17 protein-coding genes are annotated in these 17,028 nt (G+C 68.0%); 4 read left to right on the forward strand and 13 right to left on the reverse strand.

What is annotated here, in order from left to right; genetic code table 11:
• Positions 1 to 46 precede the first annotated feature (46 nt).
• The 7 genes from J2X58_RS02070 to J2X58_RS02100 all read right to left on the reverse strand — a co-directional run bounded on the left by J2X58_RS02070 (position 47) and on the right by J2X58_RS02100 (position 9,172).
• Positions 47 to 1,564 (reverse strand): Ppx/GppA phosphatase family protein, encoded by a 1,518-nt coding sequence (locus J2X58_RS02070; RefSeq protein WP_090054374.1) that lies wholly within the window; start codon positions 1,562 to 1,564, stop codon positions 47 to 49.
• A gap of 44 nt (positions 1,565 to 1,608) precedes the next feature.
• A complete protein-coding gene (locus J2X58_RS02075) occupies positions 1,609 to 2,130 on the reverse strand; it encodes a hypothetical protein (RefSeq protein WP_310046172.1) in 522 nt (173 codons plus the stop codon).
• Complete coding sequence (locus J2X58_RS02080) at positions 2,127 to 3,272, reverse strand: glycosyltransferase (protein ID WP_310046174.1); 1,146 nt, start codon at positions 3,270 to 3,272, stop codon at positions 2,127 to 2,129. The genes J2X58_RS02075 and J2X58_RS02080 overlap by 4 nt, the downstream gene beginning before the upstream one ends.
• The gene (gene ppk1 / locus J2X58_RS02085; protein ID WP_254779150.1) at positions 3,269 to 5,341 is read right to left on the reverse strand and encodes a polyphosphate kinase 1; all 2,073 of its coding nucleotides are present in this window, start codon (positions 5,339 to 5,341) and stop codon (positions 3,269 to 3,271) included. Before ppk1 ends, J2X58_RS02080 begins: the two co-directional genes overlap by 4 nt.
• Positions 5,342 to 5,441: 100 nt before the next feature.
• The gene (gene phoR, locus J2X58_RS02090) at positions 5,442 to 6,719 is read right to left on the reverse strand and encodes a phosphate regulon sensor histidine kinase PhoR (protein WP_310046175.1); all 1,278 of its coding nucleotides are present in this window, start codon (positions 6,717 to 6,719) and stop codon (positions 5,442 to 5,444) included.
• Positions 6,720 to 6,777: 58 nt separating this feature from the next.
• On the reverse strand, positions 6,778 to 7,467 hold the full coding sequence (gene phoB, locus J2X58_RS02095) for a phosphate regulon transcriptional regulator PhoB (protein ID WP_045827901.1): 690 nt from the start codon (positions 7,465 to 7,467) through the stop codon (positions 6,778 to 6,780).
• A gap of 88 nt (positions 7,468 to 7,555) precedes the next feature.
• A complete protein-coding gene (locus J2X58_RS02100; protein ID WP_310046177.1) occupies positions 7,556 to 9,172 on the reverse strand; it encodes a M48 family metalloprotease in 1,617 nt (538 codons plus the stop codon).
• A 158-nt stretch (positions 9,173 to 9,330) separates the two neighbouring features.
• Between J2X58_RS02100 and grxC the strand changes: the two genes are divergently transcribed.
• From grxC to J2X58_RS02115, 3 genes are all read left to right on the forward strand, one after another.
• Positions 9,331 to 9,600 (forward strand): glutaredoxin 3, encoded by a 270-nt coding sequence (gene grxC / locus J2X58_RS02105; protein WP_090054362.1) that lies wholly within the window; start codon positions 9,331 to 9,333, stop codon positions 9,598 to 9,600.
• Entirely contained in the window at positions 9,600 to 9,989 is a 390-nt protein-coding gene (locus J2X58_RS02110; RefSeq protein ID WP_090054360.1) for a carboxymuconolactone decarboxylase family protein, read from the forward strand. Before grxC ends, J2X58_RS02110 begins: the two co-directional genes overlap by 1 nt.
• 111 nt (positions 9,990 to 10,100) lie before the next feature.
• Positions 10,101 to 11,123: an isocitrate dehydrogenase gene (locus J2X58_RS02115; protein WP_090054359.1), complete on the forward strand. Its 1,023-nt coding sequence runs from the start codon at positions 10,101 to 10,103 to the stop codon at positions 11,121 to 11,123.
• 45 nt (positions 11,124 to 11,168) lie between these two features.
• On the opposite strand, the gene J2X58_RS02120 is transcribed toward J2X58_RS02115, so the two are convergent.
• From J2X58_RS02120 to J2X58_RS02145, 6 genes are all read right to left on the reverse strand, one after another.
• The gene (locus J2X58_RS02120) at positions 11,169 to 12,095 is read right to left on the reverse strand and encodes an aspartyl/asparaginyl beta-hydroxylase domain-containing protein (RefSeq protein ID WP_304441824.1); all 927 of its coding nucleotides are present in this window, start codon (positions 12,093 to 12,095) and stop codon (positions 11,169 to 11,171) included.
• Positions 12,096 to 12,195: 100 nt separating this feature from the next.
• Positions 12,196 to 12,972 carry a bifunctional hydroxymethylpyrimidine kinase/phosphomethylpyrimidine kinase gene (gene thiD / locus J2X58_RS02125; RefSeq protein WP_310046180.1) on the reverse strand — a complete coding sequence of 259 codons (777 nt, stop codon included), beginning with the start codon at positions 12,970 to 12,972 and terminating at the stop codon, positions 12,196 to 12,198.
• A gap of 105 nt (positions 12,973 to 13,077) precedes the next feature.
• Positions 13,078 to 13,368 (reverse strand): GIY-YIG nuclease family protein, encoded by a 291-nt coding sequence (locus J2X58_RS02130; RefSeq protein WP_090054351.1) that lies wholly within the window; start codon positions 13,366 to 13,368, stop codon positions 13,078 to 13,080.
• A gap of 58 nt (positions 13,369 to 13,426) precedes the next feature.
• Complete coding sequence (locus J2X58_RS02135; protein ID WP_310046185.1) at positions 13,427 to 14,815, reverse strand: PhoH family protein; 1,389 nt, start codon at positions 14,813 to 14,815, stop codon at positions 13,427 to 13,429.
• 82 nt (positions 14,816 to 14,897) lie between these two features.
• Positions 14,898 to 15,359, reverse strand: a complete 462-nt coding sequence (locus tag J2X58_RS02140; protein ID WP_310046187.1) for a peroxiredoxin — start codon at positions 15,357 to 15,359, stop codon at positions 14,898 to 14,900.
• Between the two features lie 31 nt (positions 15,360 to 15,390).
• A complete protein-coding gene (locus tag J2X58_RS02145; RefSeq protein ID WP_090054345.1) occupies positions 15,391 to 15,951 on the reverse strand; it encodes an ACT domain-containing protein in 561 nt (186 codons plus the stop codon).
• Positions 15,952 to 16,129: 178 nt separating this feature from the next.
• On the opposite strand from J2X58_RS02145, the gene dapA reads away from it, so the two are divergent.
• A complete protein-coding gene (gene dapA / locus J2X58_RS02150; protein ID WP_090054343.1) occupies positions 16,130 to 17,023 on the forward strand; it encodes a 4-hydroxy-tetrahydrodipicolinate synthase in 894 nt (297 codons plus the stop codon).
• The last annotated feature ends 5 nt before the right edge of the window (positions 17,024 to 17,028 follow it).

Consider the following 17,028-nt stretch of genomic DNA (forward strand, 5'->3'; position numbering starts at 1 on the left):
TGGAACGATCCCGCCATGATACCCCCCTTCGCGGGTGCGATCGCCCTCATTCGGTCACGATCTCCAGCTCGAGGCCCAGTTCGGCCAGGGGCTCACGCTCCTGCTCCAGGTCGGCCTCGGTCAACGGATGCTGGTCGAGCCAGTCCGCCGGGAGGGACAGGCGCAGCCGCTGGCGCGTCGCCACCACGCGGATCCTGGGCAGGGCTTCGGCCCGGCGCGCGCGACGGAAGAGGACGGCGAGGCGCAGGATGGCCGTGATATGCCGGGCCAGCACGCGGTAGCGCACGGGCAGGGCGGAGATCGTGGATTTCTCGGGCTTGCGCCGGTGCGACTCCACGATCGCGGCGAGCAGCTGCTGCTCCTGGCGCGAGAAGCCGGCCATGTCCGCGTGCTTGAGGATGTAGGCGCCATGACGCTGGTGCTGGCTATGGGCGATGGCGAGTCCCAGTTCATGCACGCGCGCCGCCCACGAAAGCCATTCGCGCGCGTCGTCGTCGAGCTTCCAGACTTTCGCCAGCTGATCGAACAGCGACAGCGCGGTGGTTTCGACGCGACGCGCCTGCGCGCGATCGACGCCGTAACGCGCGGCCAGCGAATCGATGCTGGCCATGCGCGGGTCCGTGCCGGCCGAACGGCCGATCAGGTCCCACAGCAGGCCTTCGCGCATCGAGCTTTCCGATACCCGCAGGCGATCGATGCCCAGCGCGTCGAACGCGGCCTCGAAGATCGCCACGCCGCCGGCGAAGACTTCCGCGCGATCGTCGGCGAGGCCGGGCAGCTTCAGCGTCGCGGAGGAGCCCTGCTCGATCAGCGCCTCGCGGATCGCGGCGAGCGACTCCGGCGTGATGCCGTCCTCGGAGAGCTTCATCGCGCGAACGACGGCACCGATGGCCTTCGCCGTGCCGGACGAACCGTAGGCGTCACCCCAGCCGGCTTCGCGATAGTCCTCGGAAAACTGCTGCAGCAGCACGCCGATCTCGCGCCGCGCGCGCTGCCAGCGCTTGCGCGTGATCTTGCCGCCGGGAAAGAAGCGCAGTGTGGAGGCGATGCAACCGACCTGCACGCTTTCCGTCAGCACCGGCGACGTGCCGCGGCCGATGATGAACTCCGTGCTGCCGCCGCCGATGTCGATCACGAGGCGGTGGTCGCGCGACGCCGGCAGGTCGTGCGCGGCACCGAGGAAGATCAGGCGTCCTTCCTCGCGTCCCGAGACGATTTCCACGGGATGGCCAAGCGCGGCCTCGGCGGCCGAGAGGAATGCGTGCGGCGAGGCGAGCCGGCGCACCGTGTTCGTCGCCACGGCACGCACGTGCAGGGCGGGAATGCCGGCGATCCGTTGGCCGAAACGGGCGAGGCTCGCGAGCGCCGCGGCGCGGTGGCTGGCGTCGAGCGTGCCGTCGGGGCGCAGGCCGACCGCCATGCGCACGGAGTCGCGGAGGCGATCGATCACCCGGGGTTCGCCGTGTTCGTAGCGCGCCACCACCATGTGGAAGCTGTTGGAGCCGAGGTCGACGGCGGCAAGGAGCTCGCCTTCGTTGATCTGCGATTTAGCTGTCGGTGCCAAGGGGAAATGTCCGCAGCGGGCTATCGGTTGATTCTGGCATGGGGTCAGGGCTTGCGTGCAAGCGAGCGATCGTGGGAAGGACGGGCTTTCGGCATCGCCGATAGCGCGAAAAGCAGCAGGCAGAGAAAGCCGAAGACCCAGTAGTCCGCGGGCGCCGGACCCCACCAGTGCCGGTGCCAGGGCACGTCGACCGGGTCGAAGCGCGCGAGCCCGAAGGCCGGGTTGAGGACGAACCACAGGCCGTCCTCGGCCACCCAGAACAGCATCACGCAGGCGATGGCGCGCACCTGGGCCCGCCAGCTCCAGAAGCCGCGGAACACCATCGGAAAGTGGAAGAACAGGGCGATGAACGGGAACACCCAGGCGTGGTAGCCCGTCATCGCGCGGCCGCCCCAGAGCAGGTCGAGCAGCCAGTGATTCTCCACCCGCCAGGTCGGCAGGCTGCTCGCCCAGCCATGCGGGCCTTCGATCTCGATCTCCACGTGGGCGAACAGGAAGGCGAGCAGCAGCGTGAACAGGAATGTGGCGGCGACGGACGCCACGCGCCGTCCGGGAGAATGGATCATGCGGCGTCCAGGTGGGCGATGACGGTGTGGATCACGTCGCGCGCGGCGTGGGGCCGTCCGATCGCGCGTGCCCGCTCCGCCATCGCGGCGAGTCGCGGCGGGTCGGCGCGCAGCTGGCCGATCCGCCAGGCCAGCGCGACGGCGTCGATCGCCTTCCACGCGGCGCCCTGTTCGAGAAGATAGTCGGCGTTGCGTTCTTCCTGGCCGGGGATCGGCGCGTTGACGATCATCGGCAGGCCCATCGCGAGGCATTCCGACGTGGTCAGGCCGCCGGGCTTCGTGACGGCGAGATCGCAGCAGGCCATGAGCCGCTCGACGTGCCGCGTGAAGCCCTGCGGGAACAGGCGGTCCGGGTAGCGCGTGGCGGCCAGCGTGCGCAGCCGTTCGAGCATCGCGGTGTTCCGCCCCGCGAGCACCACCAGCTGGAAGCCGTCGCTGTCCGTGAGGAGCGCTTCGGCGAGTTCGTCGAGCGCGCCGACGCCGGCCCCGCCACCCATCACGAGGTAGGCGGGCCGATCGGGGTCGAGACCGAACGAGGCGGCGAGCGCGCGCCGGTCGTGCGCCTGGGCGAACGCCGGCATGATCGGTATCCCGGTGGTGTGCACGCGTTCCGGTGGGAGGCCGACGGCGGCCATGCGCCGGGCGATCTCGGGACTGGCCGCGAAGTAGCCCGCCATGCCGGGGATGATCCACATGCGGTGCAGGTCGAAATCGGTGACCTGCAACCAGACCGGTGCCTCGATGCGGCCCTTGCGTTTCTGCCGGGCGAGCATCTCGGCGGGAAGGAAATGAGTGCAGACGATGGCGTCCGGCGCGAAGGCGGCGATCGCCGTGCGCAGGCGGCGCGTGTGCAGGCGCTCGATGGTGCGGCGCATGCGCTCGGTCACGGCATCCGGCCGCGTGTCGTCGGTGATGCGATAGAGCATGCCCCACAGCTGCGGATGCCGCGTGATGAGGCGCAGGTAGAAATCGGCGTAGATGCGGCGGAAGCTCGACGGGACGTAATCCATGACATCGAGGTGCCGCGCTTCGACGTCGTGGCCTTCGGCGGCAAGAGCGGCCACGCTGGCCTCCAGCGCCTCGGCGGCGCGCACGTGTCCCGCTCCCGCGGATACCGACAGGAGCAGGATGCGCTTCGTCATCCGCTATAGGCCGCGAGCAGCGCCTGCTGGGCGCTATGCGGCGCCTCGCCGCGGCCGGGATGGCTGCGCGTGTAGCGGCCGTCGCTGCCGAGCAGCCACGCCTGCGTGTTGTCGCGCAGGTAGTTGTCGAGTGTTTCGTCGTAGACGCGGCGCGCGAGTTCGGGATCGAGGATCGGCACGCCGATCTCGATGCGCCGCATGAGGTTGCGCTCCATCCAGTCCGCGCTCGCGCAATACAGCTCGGGTGCGCCGTCGTTGCCGAACCAGTACACGCGGCTGTGCTCGAGGAAGCGGCCGATGATCGAGCGCACGCGGATGTTCTCGGACACGCCGGGGATGCCCGGACGCAGCGTGCAGGCGCCACGGATGATGAGGTCGATCTGCACGCCGGCGACCGACGCGCGATACAGCGCCTCGACGACGTGGGCTTCGTTGAGCGCGTTGAGCTTCGCGACGATGCGGCCGGGCCGGCCGTTGGCGGCGTGTTCGATCTCGCGTTCGATCTTCGCCATGACGCTGCTGTACAGCGTGAACGGCGAATGCAGCAGGCGCTTCAGCTGGATCATGGGACCCAGGCCCGAGAGCTGCTGGAACACCTTGTGGATGTCCTCGCCGATCTCGGCGTCGGCCGTCATGAGGCCGATGTCGGTGTAACCGCGGCTGTTGCCCTGGTGGTAGTTGCCCGTGGACAGGTGCACGTAACGGCGCAGGCCGCTGCCTTCGCGACGCACGATGAGCAGCATCTTCGCGTGCGTCTTGTAACCCACGACGCCGTAGACCACCTGCACGCCGGCCTCCTGCAGGCGGTTGGCCAGCCCGATGTTGGCCTCCTCGTCGAAGCGCGCGCGCAACTCGATGACGACGGTGACGTCCTTGCCGTTGCGCGCGGCCTCGACCAGCAGGTCGACCAGCGGCGAATCCTTGCCGGCGCGATACAGCGTCTGCTTGATCGCCAGGACGCCCGGGTCCTGCGACGCGCGGCGCAGCAGCTCCACCACGGACGCGAAGGATTCGTACGGATGGTGCAGCAGCACGTCGCGCGTGCCGAGCACGTCGAACTCGTTCACGCCTTTCTCGAACGCGGGCAGCAGTCGCGGCGTGAAACGCGGGAACTTCAGTTCCGGCCGGTCGATCTGGTCGTAGACGAGCCCGGCGCGGATGATGTTCACCGGGCCGTCGCAGCGATAGACGTCGGCTTCCTCCAACTGGAAGTTCGCGATCAGCATGTCGGTGATCGCGCGCGGGCAATCCTCGCCCACCTCCAGGCGCACCGGTCGCGCGTAGCCGCGTCCGGCGAGCTCTTCGCTCAGGGCGCGCGCGAGGTTCTCGACCTCCGCTTCCTCCACCACCAGTTCGCTGTTTCGCGTCACCCTGAACTGGTACGCGGCGCAGACCTGGAAGCCGGGGAAGATCTCGTCGGCGAAGGCCTGAAGTACCTCGGCGAGGAAGACGAAGTCGCCGTCGCCGCCGGAGACCTCGGCGGGGATGTGGATGATGCGCGGCAGGGAGCGCGGCGCGCGCACCAGCGCCATGTGGCCTTCGCGACCGAACGCGTCGCGGCCCTTCAGCACCACGGCGAGGTTCAGCGTCTTGTTGAGGATGCGCGGGAACGGATGCGCGGGATCGAGCCCGAGCGGCGAGAGCACCGGCATGATCTCGTTCTGGAAATAACCCAGCAGCCAGCGGCGCTGCTTGTCGCTCCAGGTGTCGCGCGTGAGGAAGCGGATGCCGTCGGCGGCGAGCGCCGGCTGCAGTTCCTCGCGCCAGATGGTGAACAGCTCGTCCACGAGTTCCAGCGTGCGTTCGCGGATGCGCGTGAGGATTTCCGTGGACGACAGGCCGTCGGCGCCGGGGATGGCCGCGCCGAGCGCGTGCTTGTGCTTGAGCACGGCCACGCGCACTTCGAAGTATTCGTCGAGGTTGTTGCTGACGATCGTGAGGTAGCGCAGCCGCTCCAGCACGGGGACGTCGGGATCGCGCGCCTGCGCCAGCACCCGGAAGTTGAATTCCAGCGCCGCGAGCTCGCGGTTGATGTAGAGCCCGGGGGCGCCGAGGTCGATGTCGCTCATTCGTTTGGCCACGCGCTTCATGACAGCCGATGGTGTCTCATCCGCGATCATGCCGGAAAGCGGCGATGCAGCAAGCCCCGGAACCATCGGCCGCCCCCGCCTACGGGTGCTGCCCCGCGGCTTCCTGCAGGCGCGTGCCGTCGAGCAGGCGATCGCTGCCGAAAACACAGGCGAACGTCGAACCCTTGCCGGGCTCGCTCTCGATCACGAGCCGGGCCTGGTGCAGGTTCAGCACGTGCTTGACGATCGACAGGCCGAGGCCGGTGCCGCCCGAGTCGCGCGAGCGGCTCGACGAGACGCGATAGAACCGTTCCGTGAGTCGCGCGATATGCGCGGCGGGAATGCCGAAACCGGAATCCTGCACCGCGAACCGGGCGCCGTCGTCGGTGCCCGTCCAGCTAATGGCGATGCGGCCGCCGGTCGGCGTGTAACGCACGGCGTTGCTCACGAGGTTGGAGAACGCGCTGTGCAGGTCCTTCGGCGAGCCGAGCAGGTCGTACGACGTGGCGATGTCGAGCGTCACGGTGTGCCGCCCCTGGCTCAGGGCTTCGGCCTCCTTGCGCAGGCTCGCCAGCAGCGGTGCCATCTGCACCTGTTCGTCGGCCACGTGGTCCTGCGTTTCCAGGCGCGACAGGGTCAGCAGGTCCTCGACGATCTGGCCCATGCGCTTGGACTGCGCGCGCATCTCGTCGAGTACCGGCGCGAGTTCGGGGACGTCCTCGGGATCGAGCAGCTCGAGGTAGCCGTGGATCACGGTCAGCGGCGTGCGCAGCTCGTGCGAGACGTTCGCCACGAAGTCGCGGCGGATCTGTTCGAGGCGGGTGAGGTGGCTGGTATCGCGCGCGAGCAGCAGGCGCTGGCGGCTGCCGAAGGGCAGCAGCGTCGCGGTCACGTGGCGGTTCGGATGACCCGGCGCCGTCGCGTCGTTGAGCGGCTCGCGGCCACCGTCGGCCAGCCAGTCGGCGAGCTCCGAGTTGCGCAGCAGGTCTTCGATAAGGCGGCCGCGATCGCGCGGACGCTTCAGGCCGAGCAGGTCCTCGGCCGCATGGTTGAACCAGCGCACGTGCCAGGAGTGATCCAGCAGGACCACCGCGTCGGGCAGGGTTCCGGCCGCGCTGCGCAGGTCGCGCAGGCGGGAAGCGATTCGACGGGTGCGGGTCATCAGACGGTCATGTTCGGAGCGGGTCGACGCGGACGGCTGCAACATTGGCCGCGTTTTGTGACGGAACAGCGACAGCAGCACGACGGTTTCCAGCAGCGCGACGAGGGTCACGCCGGCAAGCGGCGCGCCCGCGAGCGCACCGAATCCCGCGCCCGCCGCCAGGAGGGCGAGGCACGCGGCGGGCAGGCGCCAGGAAGCGAGGAAGCGGTCGAGCATGGAAAGGGCCGGTGACGGTCTGGTGGATCGCACCATAGCGCGCCCGGCCCGCGAATACCTAGGTGTTCGCGGAGAACCGGTAACCGGCGCCGCGGACGGTCTGGACCATGTCGTCCAGCTTCCAGGGTTCCAGCGTCTTGCGCAGGCGACGGATGTGGACGTCGACCGTGCGTTCCTCGACGTAGACGCTGCCGCCCCAGACGTGGTCGAGCAACTGGGCACGCGAGTAGACGCGCTCGGGGTGCGTCATGAAGAAGAACAGCAGGCGGTATTCGGTGGGGCCGATGGGCACGGCGTCGTCGCCGGCGAAGACGCGGTGCGCCGGACCGTCGATGCGCAGGCCGCCCAGCTCGACGACGCCGGAGCCGTCGTCACCCTGGCTGCGGCGCAGGACGGCCTTGATGCGGGCGATCAGCTCGCGCGTGGAGAAGGGCTTGATGACGTAGTCGTCGACCCCGGCCTCCAGGCCGTTGACGCGATCCATCTCCTCGCCGCGCGCGGTGAGCATGATGATCGGAATCTCTCGCGAGAGTTCCTCCCGGCGCAGGCGCCGGGCCAGCTCCAGACCGCTGGTGCCGGGGAGCATCCAGTCGAGCAGGATCAGGTCGGGGACCCGCTCGGAGATGGCCATCTGTGCGGCGCGGGCGTCGGCGGCGTGCGCCGCGTCCATGCCCGCCTTGCGAAGCGCGAAGGCGACCATGTCGCGAATCGAAGCCTCGTCTTCCACGATAAGGATGCGTTTGTGCACGCTGGGGCCGCTCATTGGCTATGACGGTCATATTGCAGCCATGCTGTGTTACACGGCAATGACAATCGTCACAATTGTCCGGAACCTCTTACTGGCTCCGGCCGTCGGGGTTGTCGTCGGTGCTGACCCGGCGCTTGCGTAGCTCCAGCAGCAGGGGCGTCAGGTCGCTGATCCGGGCCTGGATGCGGGAGCGCTGGTAGTAGTCGAGGTCGTCGCGCTTCAGGAGCCGCTTGAGCTGCTCCATGGCGTCGAACGGCCGCCCGGCAAGGTAGGCGCTGTCCGCATAGGCTTCGGCGGCGCGCACGGTGTCGCCGGAGCGCTCGCTGGCCCGCGCGAAGGTGCGGAAGATCTCCGGATCGTCGCTGTCGTCGAGCATGGGCCTGAGCAGGCTCGTGGCTGCGCGCGCGTCGTCTGCCCGGCCGGTGTCCGCCAGCGCTTTCGCGTAGCCCAGGGTCACGGCGCGGTTCCGGGGCGAGTTGGCGTGCAGCGCCTTGTAGATCGCCATGGCGTCGCCGTGCCTGCCGGCGTCGACGTACGCGTCGGCCATCGCCAGGCGGATGACGACGTTGTCGGGCTGCTGCGCGAGCAGCGGTTGCAGCTGACCGATGGCCTGGGCGCCGCGGTTCGAGCGGATGAGCGCCACCGCGTAGCCGTAGCGGTTCGCGGCGGTGTCGAAATCCTTCCGTTCCAGGTTCGTGGCGTAGTACGCGGCCAGCTTCTGGACATCGCCGGACAGCACGCGATCGCGCTCGCGCATGAGCGCGTAGGTATCGGCGACACTGTCCTTCGCCACCTTGGCGCCGGCGGAGATCAGGGTCGTGGGATCCTTGACGAACAGCACCGGGGCGGTGGATTTCTCCCAAGTCGCCTTGTCGATGGTGGGCAGCGGCGGCCGGTTCGCGATCCGCTCCTCCAGCACGCGCGCCCGCGCCCGCGCGTCGCTGATGCGGTCCAGGGTGACGGGGTGGGTCTGCAACAGCGCCGGCAGGGCTTCCTCGCCTTCGCCGACGCGCATGGTGTCCTGCATGCGGCCGAAGAAGTCGGCCATGGCGTCGGGATCGTAGCCCGAGTTCGCGAGCGTCTGGATGCCGACGCGATCGGCCTCGATCTCGTCCTTGCGCGTGAAGTTGATCTGCCGCTGCAGGAGCAGGCCCTGGCCGCCCATCAGCACCGCGGGCGCGGCATCGCCCGCGCCGCCGCCGGCGCCCGCCGCGATGGCGCCGAGCAGGACGAGGGCCATCAGGGGCGCGTTCTTCTTGGAATCCTCGAATGCCCGATACAGGTGGTTCTGCGTGATGTGCCCGATTTCGTGCGCGATGACGCCCGCCAGCTCGGCCTCGCTGGTGGTGATGTTGATCAGGCCGGCGTTCACGCCGATGTAGCCGCCCGGCGCGGCGAACGCGTTGATCTGGGTGTCGCGGACGATGAAGAACTGGAAGTGGTCCTTCGGCCGGTCGCTCGCCGCGACGAGGCGGAACCCGAGGTCGTTGATGTACTGGTCGAGCAGGGCGTCGTCGACCGTGAGGTCGAGAGCGTGCATCTGGCGGAGCATCATCGCCCCGTACTGATCGGCCTCGCGGGGGCTGATCAGGGCGTTCGCCGAGCTGCCCAGATCGGGCAGGCGGACGGCGTCCTGCGCCCCCGCGACGAGCGTGACGAGGGCGGTGGCGGCGGCGAGGGCGAGGCGGGAGAACGAGGGGCGCATAGGTTCGGCGACGATACCATCACTTAACGATGAGTCGACCTCCACGCCGGAGGCGCTCGGATCGCATTGGACCGCGGCGCTGCCCAACGGTTCGTCCGCCTTGTAAAATGGGCGCCAAACCGTCATTTAGCGGTCATCCGGTTTCAGGAAACCCTCCCATGTCCACCCCCGACATCACCATCTATTCCACCGCCGTCTGCCCCTATTGCGTCGCGGCGAAGAACCTCCTGAAGGCCAAGGGCCTGGCCTGGAACGAGGTGCGCATCGACATGGATCCGGCACAGCGCGACGTCATGCTCGAAAAGAGCGGCGGCCGCCGCACGGTGCCCCAGATCTTCATCAACGGCACGCACGTGGGCGGCTTCGACGACCTGGCGGCCGCCGACCGTAACGGCCGCCTGGCCGAAATCCTCGAGGCGGCGCACTGATGGCCGGCGATCGCGTCGAGGAATTCACCGCGTTCCGCAAGCGCATGAACGAGCGGATCCTCGGTGAGGACAATCAGGTCGTCCGCCGTTTCTTCGCCCTGGACACCCAGACCTACCGGGCTGGCGCGCTGGACGTGAAGACCAAGGAAATGCTCGGTCTGGTCGCCTCCATGGTGCTGCGCTGCGACGACTGCATCAGCTACCACGTCGCCCAGTGCAAGGAAGCCGGGGTGAATCGCGACGAGTTCTTCGAAGTGTTCAGCGTCGGCCTCGTCGTGGGCGGCTCGATCGTGATCCCGCACTTGCGTCGCGCGGTCGATTTCCTCGATTCGCTCGAGGGCGAAGCCCCGGCGGACGCGGCGGCCTGCGAGGACCATCCGGCCGCCTGAGCCGCAGTGAACCTTGAAGGAAGCGGGCCGGATCGCCGATAATTGGGCGATTTTCCTCCCCGCGCGCGTCCCCGGCGCGCATGCGACCCGCTTTCCTCCAGGAGTTACCCCATGAGCAAGACCATTGCCGTTATCCCCGGCGACGGCATCGGCCCCGAGATCATGGACGCGACCATCCGCGTCCTCGATGCCCTCGACTGCGGCCTGACCTACGACTACGTGGATGCCGGCGTGGTGGCCCTCGAGAAGCACGGCGACCTGCTCCCGCAGGGCACGCTCGATGCGATCGCCAAGCACAAGGTGGCGCTGAAGGGCCCGCTGACCACGCCGATCGGCGGCGGTTTCACCTCGATCAACGTCACCCTGCGCCGCAAGTTCGACCTCTACGCCAACGTGCGTCCGGCGATCAGCTTCCCGGGCACGAAGGCGCGTTACGACAACATCGACATCATCACGGTCCGCGAGAACACCATGGGCGCGTACATGGCCGAGGGCCAGACGCGTGAGGGCGAGGGCGAGAACGAGGTCGCCGTGTCCGTGATCCGCAACACGCGGCCGGGCATGGAGCGCATTTGCCGCTACGGCTTCGAGATGGCCCGGCAGAAGGGCCGCAAGAAGGTCACGGCCGTGCACAAGGCCAACATCATGAAGACCTCGTCGGGCCTGTTCCTCGACGTGGCGCGCGAAGTGGCGAAGGACTTCCCGGACCTCGAGTTCCAGGAAATGATCGTCGACAACGCCTGCATGCAGCTGGTGATGAACCCGTACCAGTTCGACGTGATCGTCACCACCAACCTGTTCGGCGACATCCTCTCCGACCTCTGCGCGGGTCTCGTCGGCGGCCTGGGCCTCGCCCCGGGCGCGAACATCGGCAAGGACGCGGCGATCTTCGAGGCCGTCCACGGTTCGGCACCGGACATCGCCGGCCAGAAGAAGGCCAACCCGTGCGCGCTGCTGCTCGCCGCGGCCGACATGCTCGATCATCTCGGCATGGTGGCCAAGGGCACGCGCCTGCGCGCCGCGATCAGCGACGTCATGAACGCCCGCGACCGCACGACGCCCGACGTCGGTGGCACCGGCACGACCGATACCTTCGGCGATGCCATCGTCGAGAGGATCAAGGCCACGGCCTGATCGCAACGAAGAAAACCCCGCGAAAGCGGGGTTTTTCTTGTCCGGTCAACCCCGGAAGAAGGGGTACGGTGCGAGGAAGATCAGCCAGACCATCAGCACGATGCCGATGTACTTGGCGACGCGGAAGAGCTTCGGGTTGGCTTTCTTGAAGCGCCGCGTGCGCTCGCGGCCACGCTGGTTCAGCGCGAACATGCGATTGACGAAGCCGACCTGCTCCTTGCCGTCGTCGCTGTTCGGCGACGCGGTGATCGAGCCCATGAAGGCGCCGACGCGCTTGTTGATCGCCGTCATCATGCCGCTTTTCAGCGGGCGCTCGACATCGGCGAAGAGGATCACGCGCGTCTGGTCGGTGCGGTTCTCGGCCCAGTGCACGTAGGTCTCGTCGAAGACGACGTCCTTGCCGTCGCGCCAGGCGTGCATCTCGCCGTCGACGAAGATGCGGCAGTCGTCCGAGTTCGGCGTGATGAGGCCGAGGTGGTAGCGCAGGGAGCCGGCGAAGGGATCGCGGTGCGGGTTGAGCTTGCTGCCGGGCGGCAGCAGCGCGAACATCGCCGCCTTCACGCTCGGGATCGAGTTCAGCAGCTTCACCGTTTCCGGGCAGAGGGCTTCGGCGGAGGCGAGCGGCTCGCCGTACCACTTCAGGTAGAAGCGCTTCCAGCCCTGCTTGAAGAACGAGTTGAACGAGGCGTCGTTGTGCTTTTCCGCCGAGCGGATGAACCCCTCGTCGAAGAGGTGCATCGCTTCCTCGCGGATGACCTGCCAGTTGTTCTGCAGCAGGTCGAGTTGCGGGAATCCGCGGCGATCGAGGATCGGGCGCGCCGGCACCGCGGAGAACGCGTACATCAGCAGGTTGTACGGAGCGAAGATCGCCGAGTGATCCACCAGCTGGCGATCGAAGCGCAGGCGCGAGCGGCCGCGCAGGTGCACGAGCAGGACGCACAGCGTGAAGAGGATCAGGATGTACAGGACGATGAAGCGCGGCCCGAGGAAATTCATGGGGTTGGACTCGAGGGTGACGGGCGATATCTGGGGCCCCGGGGGCCGGTATCAACGCCGATAGGATACTCCGCGCTCAATGTCCGAGCACGTGGACGGCGCTCGCGCCTGGCCGCCAGCCGCGCCGGAACGCCTTGTCCACCCACGCGATCGCCGCGCGGACGGACGCGTGCGGCGATTTGCCTCGCGCGAGGCCCGCCGCCACGGCGGACGCGAGCGTGCAACCGCTTCCGTGGCCTTCGATCGGCAGGCGAGGATGGCGCACCTCGAACATGCCGTGGGCGTCGTAAAAGCGGTCGACGACCTCCGCCCCGCGCCCATGCCCGCCTTTCAGCAGTACCGCACGTGCGCCGAGGGCCAGCAGGTCGGCCCCGGCCGCATCGATGTCACGCCCCAGCGCCCTGCCGAGCAGCGCTTCGGCTTCGGGCAGGTTGGGGGTCAGGACGTCCGCCAGAGGAATGAGGCGGGTCAGCAGCGTTTCCATGGCGTCGTCGTCGAGCAGGCGCGCGCCGGTGGTGGCGACCATCACAGGGTCGACGACGAGCCAGGCGGGCTTCCGCCGCCGAATCTGGGCCGCGACGTGGCGTGTGACGGCGGCGCTCCCCAGCATGCCGGTCTTCACCGCGGCGATGGGGAAGTCGTCGAAAACGGTTTCGATCTGGCTGCGGACGTGCGCGAGCGGTAGCGCATGGATCGCCGTGACCCCTCGGGTGTTCTGGGACGTGACGGCGGTGATGGCGGTCAGGCCATGCGCGCCGAGCGCGTGGAACGTCTTCAGGTCGGCCTGGATCCCGGCACCGCCGCCCGAGTCGGAGCCTGCGATGGTGAGAATGTTGGGTTTCGCGGGATGCATGGTGGGACAGCATAGCGGGGCGCCGCGGGGTTTCATGCAGGTGGTCGCCGTGGATACCGGCGTACGCCGGTACCCACGTCCCCGGTCCATGGCAGGCGGTCTTTCTCACAAGAGGCTTTCGTACAGATCGGCCCAGGCGGGATTTTCCGCTTCGATCAGTTCCAGCTTCCATGCGCGCCGCCAGCGCTTCAATGCCTTTTCGCGGCGGATGGCCGATTCCATCGTCACGTGCGGCTCGAACCAGACGAGCCGGGTCACCCCGTAGCGACGGGTGAACCCGTCGACGTCGGCGTGTCGATGCTGCCAGATGCGCTGGACGAGCCGGCTGGTGACGCCGACATACAGGGTTCCGCGGTATCCGCTTGCCAGTACGTACACACAAGGATGCCGTTCCACGTCCCGCTGCCTCCATGCAGTGCGGCGCGGGCTTCATGCCCGCGCCGTGGCTTTCCTTTTACAACGCTTCGGACGCGAAATCCGCCAGCCTGGATCGCTCGCCGCGCTTCAGCGTGATGTGTCCCGAGTGGGCCCACAGCTTGAAGCGATCGACCGCGTAGGTGAGGCCGGAGGTGGTTTCCGTCAGGTAGGGCGTATCGATCTGCTCCACGTTGCCGAGGCAGACGATCTTCGTTCCCGGGCCGGCGCGCGTGATCAGCGTCTTCATCTGCTTCGGCGTGAGGTTCTGCGCCTCGTCGATGATGAGGTAGCGGCTGAGGAACGTGCGGCCGCGCATGAAGTTCAGCGAGCGGATCTTCACGCGCGACGCGAGCAGGTCGTTCGTCGCCTGCCGTCCCCACGAGCCGCCTTCTTCCGGATTGGCGAGCACTTCCAGGTTGTCGGTCAGCGCGCCCATCCAGGGCGTCATCTTTTCTTCCTCCGTGCCGGGGAGGAAGCCGATGTCCTCGCCGACGGACACGGTGGCGCGCGTCATGATGATCTCGCGGTAGCGCTGCTGGTCCATCACCTGGGCGAGACCGGCGGCGAGCGCGAGGAGCGTCTTGCCGGTGCCCGCGGTGCCGAGCAGGGTGACGAAGTCCACGTCGGGATCCATCAGCAGGTTCAGGGCGAAGTTCTGCTCGCGGTTGCGCGCCGCGATGCCCCAGACGCCGTGTGCCGCGTGGCTGTGGTCGTCGAGCAGCACGAGCTTCGCCTTGCGCGCGTCCTCGTCGCCGCGGATCTCCAGCACCCGCAATTCGACGTCGTTCTCGCCCGGCATGTACAGGCACTGGTTCGGATACCACGACTCGTCGTCGTGCACGTCGAGTTCGTAGAACGTGCGGCCGCGTTCGTTCCACGAGCGCACTTCGGGATGCCTGTTCCAGAAATCCTCGGGGAGCGCATCGGAGCCGGTGAAGAGCAGGGCGAAATCGTCGAGCGCGCGATCGTTCTCGTAATCCTCGGCGGTGATGCCGTAGATCGACGCCTTGATGCGGAGGTTGATGTCCTTGGTGACCAGGATGACCGGGCGGTCGGGGAACTGGTCGCGAAGGTCGATGACGGAAGCGAGGATCTGGTTGTCGGCCTTGCCGTTGCCGTGGCTCGTGCGCTGCTGGAAGAACAGGCGCCCGACCGCGCCGCGCTTGAGCTTGATGCCTTGCGGATTGACCAGTTCGAGGCCATCGCGGATGCCCTGGCCGCCGCCGCGCTCGATCAGTTCGTTGAGGAAGCGGCTGACCTGTCGGCCGTTGCGCGAGACTTCCGAGCCGCCTTTCTTCTTCTCGTCCAGTTCCTCCAGCACCGTCATCGGTATGAAGACGTCATGCTCCTCGAAGCGGAACAGCGACGTCGGGTCGTGCAGCAGCACGTTGGTGTCGAGGGCGTAGATGCGTTTGCTTCCGGTCATGCGGAAGTGACCTCATGGTGAGGTTGCAAAACCCGGCCGCACGGCGACGGCCGGGGGAGGGAGCCGCGGGACGCGGTATCCGTCACGCGGTGGGAACACTCTCTAGCACCGCCTGCGCGTGGCCGGGGATCTTGATGCCCCGCCACTCCGCGGCGAGCCTGCCGTCGGGATCGATCAGGAACGTGCTGCGTACGACGCCCATGTAGCGCTTGCCGTAGAGCACTTTCTCGTGGATGACGTCGAACGCCTTGCACCACGCCTCGTCGGCATCCGAGACGAGCGGGAAGGGGAGTTCGTGCTTCGTGGCGAAGTTCGCGTGCGAGCGCACGGAGTCGCGGGAGACGCCGATCACCTCGGCGTCGCGGGCCTGGAACGCCGCGTACAGATCGCGGAAGTCCTTCGCCTCGTTGGTGCAGCCGGGCGTGTTGTCCTTGGGATAGAAGAACACGACGACCCATCTGCCTTTCAGTGACGACAGCGACAGCGTGCCGCCGTCGCCGAGTGCGCCTTTCAGATTCGGAACCTTCTTGCCCTTGCCGGTCATGCGTTGCGTCCGCTCCTCCTTGCCGGGGTGTTCAGAACTTGACGGGATCCATGATGGCGTCGAGGTTCAGGCCATCGCACAGTTCGAGGAAATCGTCGCGCAGGGCGGCGATGTGCGTTTCCGCGGGGATGCCGATGGTGATCTGCGCCTGGAACATCTCGGCGCCGGTCTGCATCGCCTGGTAACGCATCGACGAGAGCTGCTCCACGCTGATGTCGCGGCGCGAGAAGAACTCGATGATCTTCACGAGGATGCCCGGCCGGTCGGCCGCAATCACCTCGACGAGGTAGGGCAGGAGGTGCGCCGTCGGCTCGCGCGGCGTGGTCCGGTAGTGGACGATCTGCAATTCCTCGTCGCGGGCGAGCTTGCCCAGCGAGGTTTCCAGCTTCGCCACGGCGTCCCAGGCGCCCGCGGCGAGCAGCATCACGGACGTGTCGTTGCCGATCGTGGAGACGCGCGCGTCGGCCAGGTTGCAGCCCGAATCGGCGATCCGCTTGGCCAGCGCGAGGATGGGCGCGCGGTGCGCCGGCGACAGCGTCGATATGAGGAGCTGGTTATCGGTGGCGGCGTTGCGTGCTGCGGAACGATTCAAGGCGTACTACCCATGGCGCGTCCCGCGGGGCGCGGAACCAACGCTTTGGGGGCAGCTTACTTGCCCGTATCGCGGACAGGCAAGACGCCGACGCCCGGAGGCGGCGAATCCTGCCGAATGGACTCCCCGGAAACGCCCCGGTAACATGCGAAGGGCTGATTTCACAACGGGTTCCACCTTGGATATCTCAGGAAGCATCACCGCGCTGGCGACGCCGTTCGCCGCCGACGGGTCCCTCGACCTGGACGCCTTCGGCCGCCTGCTCGACCAGCAGCTGGCCGGCGGCACGCAGGCGGTGGTCGTCGCGGGTTCGACGGGCGAATCGCATTTCCTGGAGCACGACGAATACGACCGCCTGCTCGCCTTCGCCGTGAAGCATGTGAGCGGCCGCATCCCGGTCATCGCCGGCACGGGCGAGGCGGGCACCGCGAAGACGATCGCCGCGACGCGCCGCGCGAAGGCGCTGGGCGCGGACGCCGCGCTGGTCGTGGCGCCGTTCTACGTGCGTCCGACGCAGGAAGGCATGCGCCGGCACTTCGTCGCCGTGGCCGACGAGGGCGGCCTCCCCGTCATCCTCTACAACGTGCCCCCGCGCACCGGCTGCGACATCGCGCCGGAAACGGTGGCGGTGCTGCGCGACCATCCGGGCATCATCGGCATCAAGGAAGCGCGTGGCGATGCCGGCCGCATCGCGGCCCTCGCGGAACTTATCCGTGCCGATTTCGTCTACCTCAGCGGCGACGACGGCTCGGCCCACGAGGCCATGCTGGCGGGCGCCGCGGGGACGATCTCCGTCGTGTCGAACCTGGTGCCTGGTCCGTTCCGCGCGATGTGCGATGCCGCCCGTTCGGGCGACGCGCAGCGCACGGCGATCGAGGTCGCCCGTCTCGCGCCGTTGATCGAGGCCCTGAACTGCGCCCCGAACCCCATCCCGGTCAAGGCCGGCCTGGCCGCTCTGGGGCTGGGTTCGGCCGCGCCGCGGCTGCCGCTGGTCGAGCTGGAATCCGGCCCGGCGCTGGCGACGCTGCGCGAAACCCTCGCGGCTCTGGCACCATTGGCCTCCGCTGCCTGAAACAA

Source organism: Luteibacter sp. 3190 (genome assembly GCF_031456385.1).
In the GTDB taxonomy this organism is placed as follows: domain Bacteria; phylum Pseudomonadota; class Gammaproteobacteria; order Xanthomonadales; family Rhodanobacteraceae; genus Luteibacter.

Coding starts and splice junctions, on each gene's coding strand:
- J2X58_RS02100 (WP_310046177.1), bottom strand. CDS start 9,172: ATGCGCCCCTCGTTCTCCCGCCTCGCCCTCGCCGCCGCCACCGCCCTC.
- J2X58_RS02080 (WP_310046174.1), bottom strand. CDS start 3,272: ATGACGAAGCGCATCCTGCTCCTGTCGGTATCCGCGGGAGCGGGACAC.
- phoR (WP_310046175.1), bottom strand. CDS start 6,719: ATGCTCGACCGCTTCCTCGCTTCCTGGCGCCTGCCCGCCGCGTGCCTC.
- J2X58_RS02115 (WP_090054359.1), top strand. CDS start 10,101: ATGAGCAAGACCATTGCCGTTATCCCCGGCGACGGCATCGGCCCCGAG.
- ppk1 (WP_254779150.1), bottom strand. CDS start 5,341: ATGAGCGACATCGACCTCGGCGCCCCCGGGCTCTACATCAACCGCGAG.
- thiD (WP_310046180.1), bottom strand. CDS start 12,972: ATGCATCCCGCGAAACCCAACATTCTCACCATCGCAGGCTCCGACTCG.
- J2X58_RS02140 (WP_310046187.1), bottom strand. CDS start 15,359: ATGACCGGCAAGGGCAAGAAGGTTCCGAATCTGAAAGGCGCACTCGGC.
- J2X58_RS02110 (WP_090054360.1), top strand. CDS start 9,600: ATGGCCGGCGATCGCGTCGAGGAATTCACCGCGTTCCGCAAGCGCATG.
- grxC (WP_090054362.1), top strand. CDS start 9,331: ATGTCCACCCCCGACATCACCATCTATTCCACCGCCGTCTGCCCCTAT.
- J2X58_RS02135 (WP_310046185.1), bottom strand. CDS start 14,815: ATGACCGGAAGCAAACGCATCTACGCCCTCGACACCAACGTGCTGCTG.
- J2X58_RS02075 (WP_310046172.1), bottom strand. CDS start 2,130: ATGATCCATTCTCCCGGACGGCGCGTGGCGTCCGTCGCCGCCACATTC.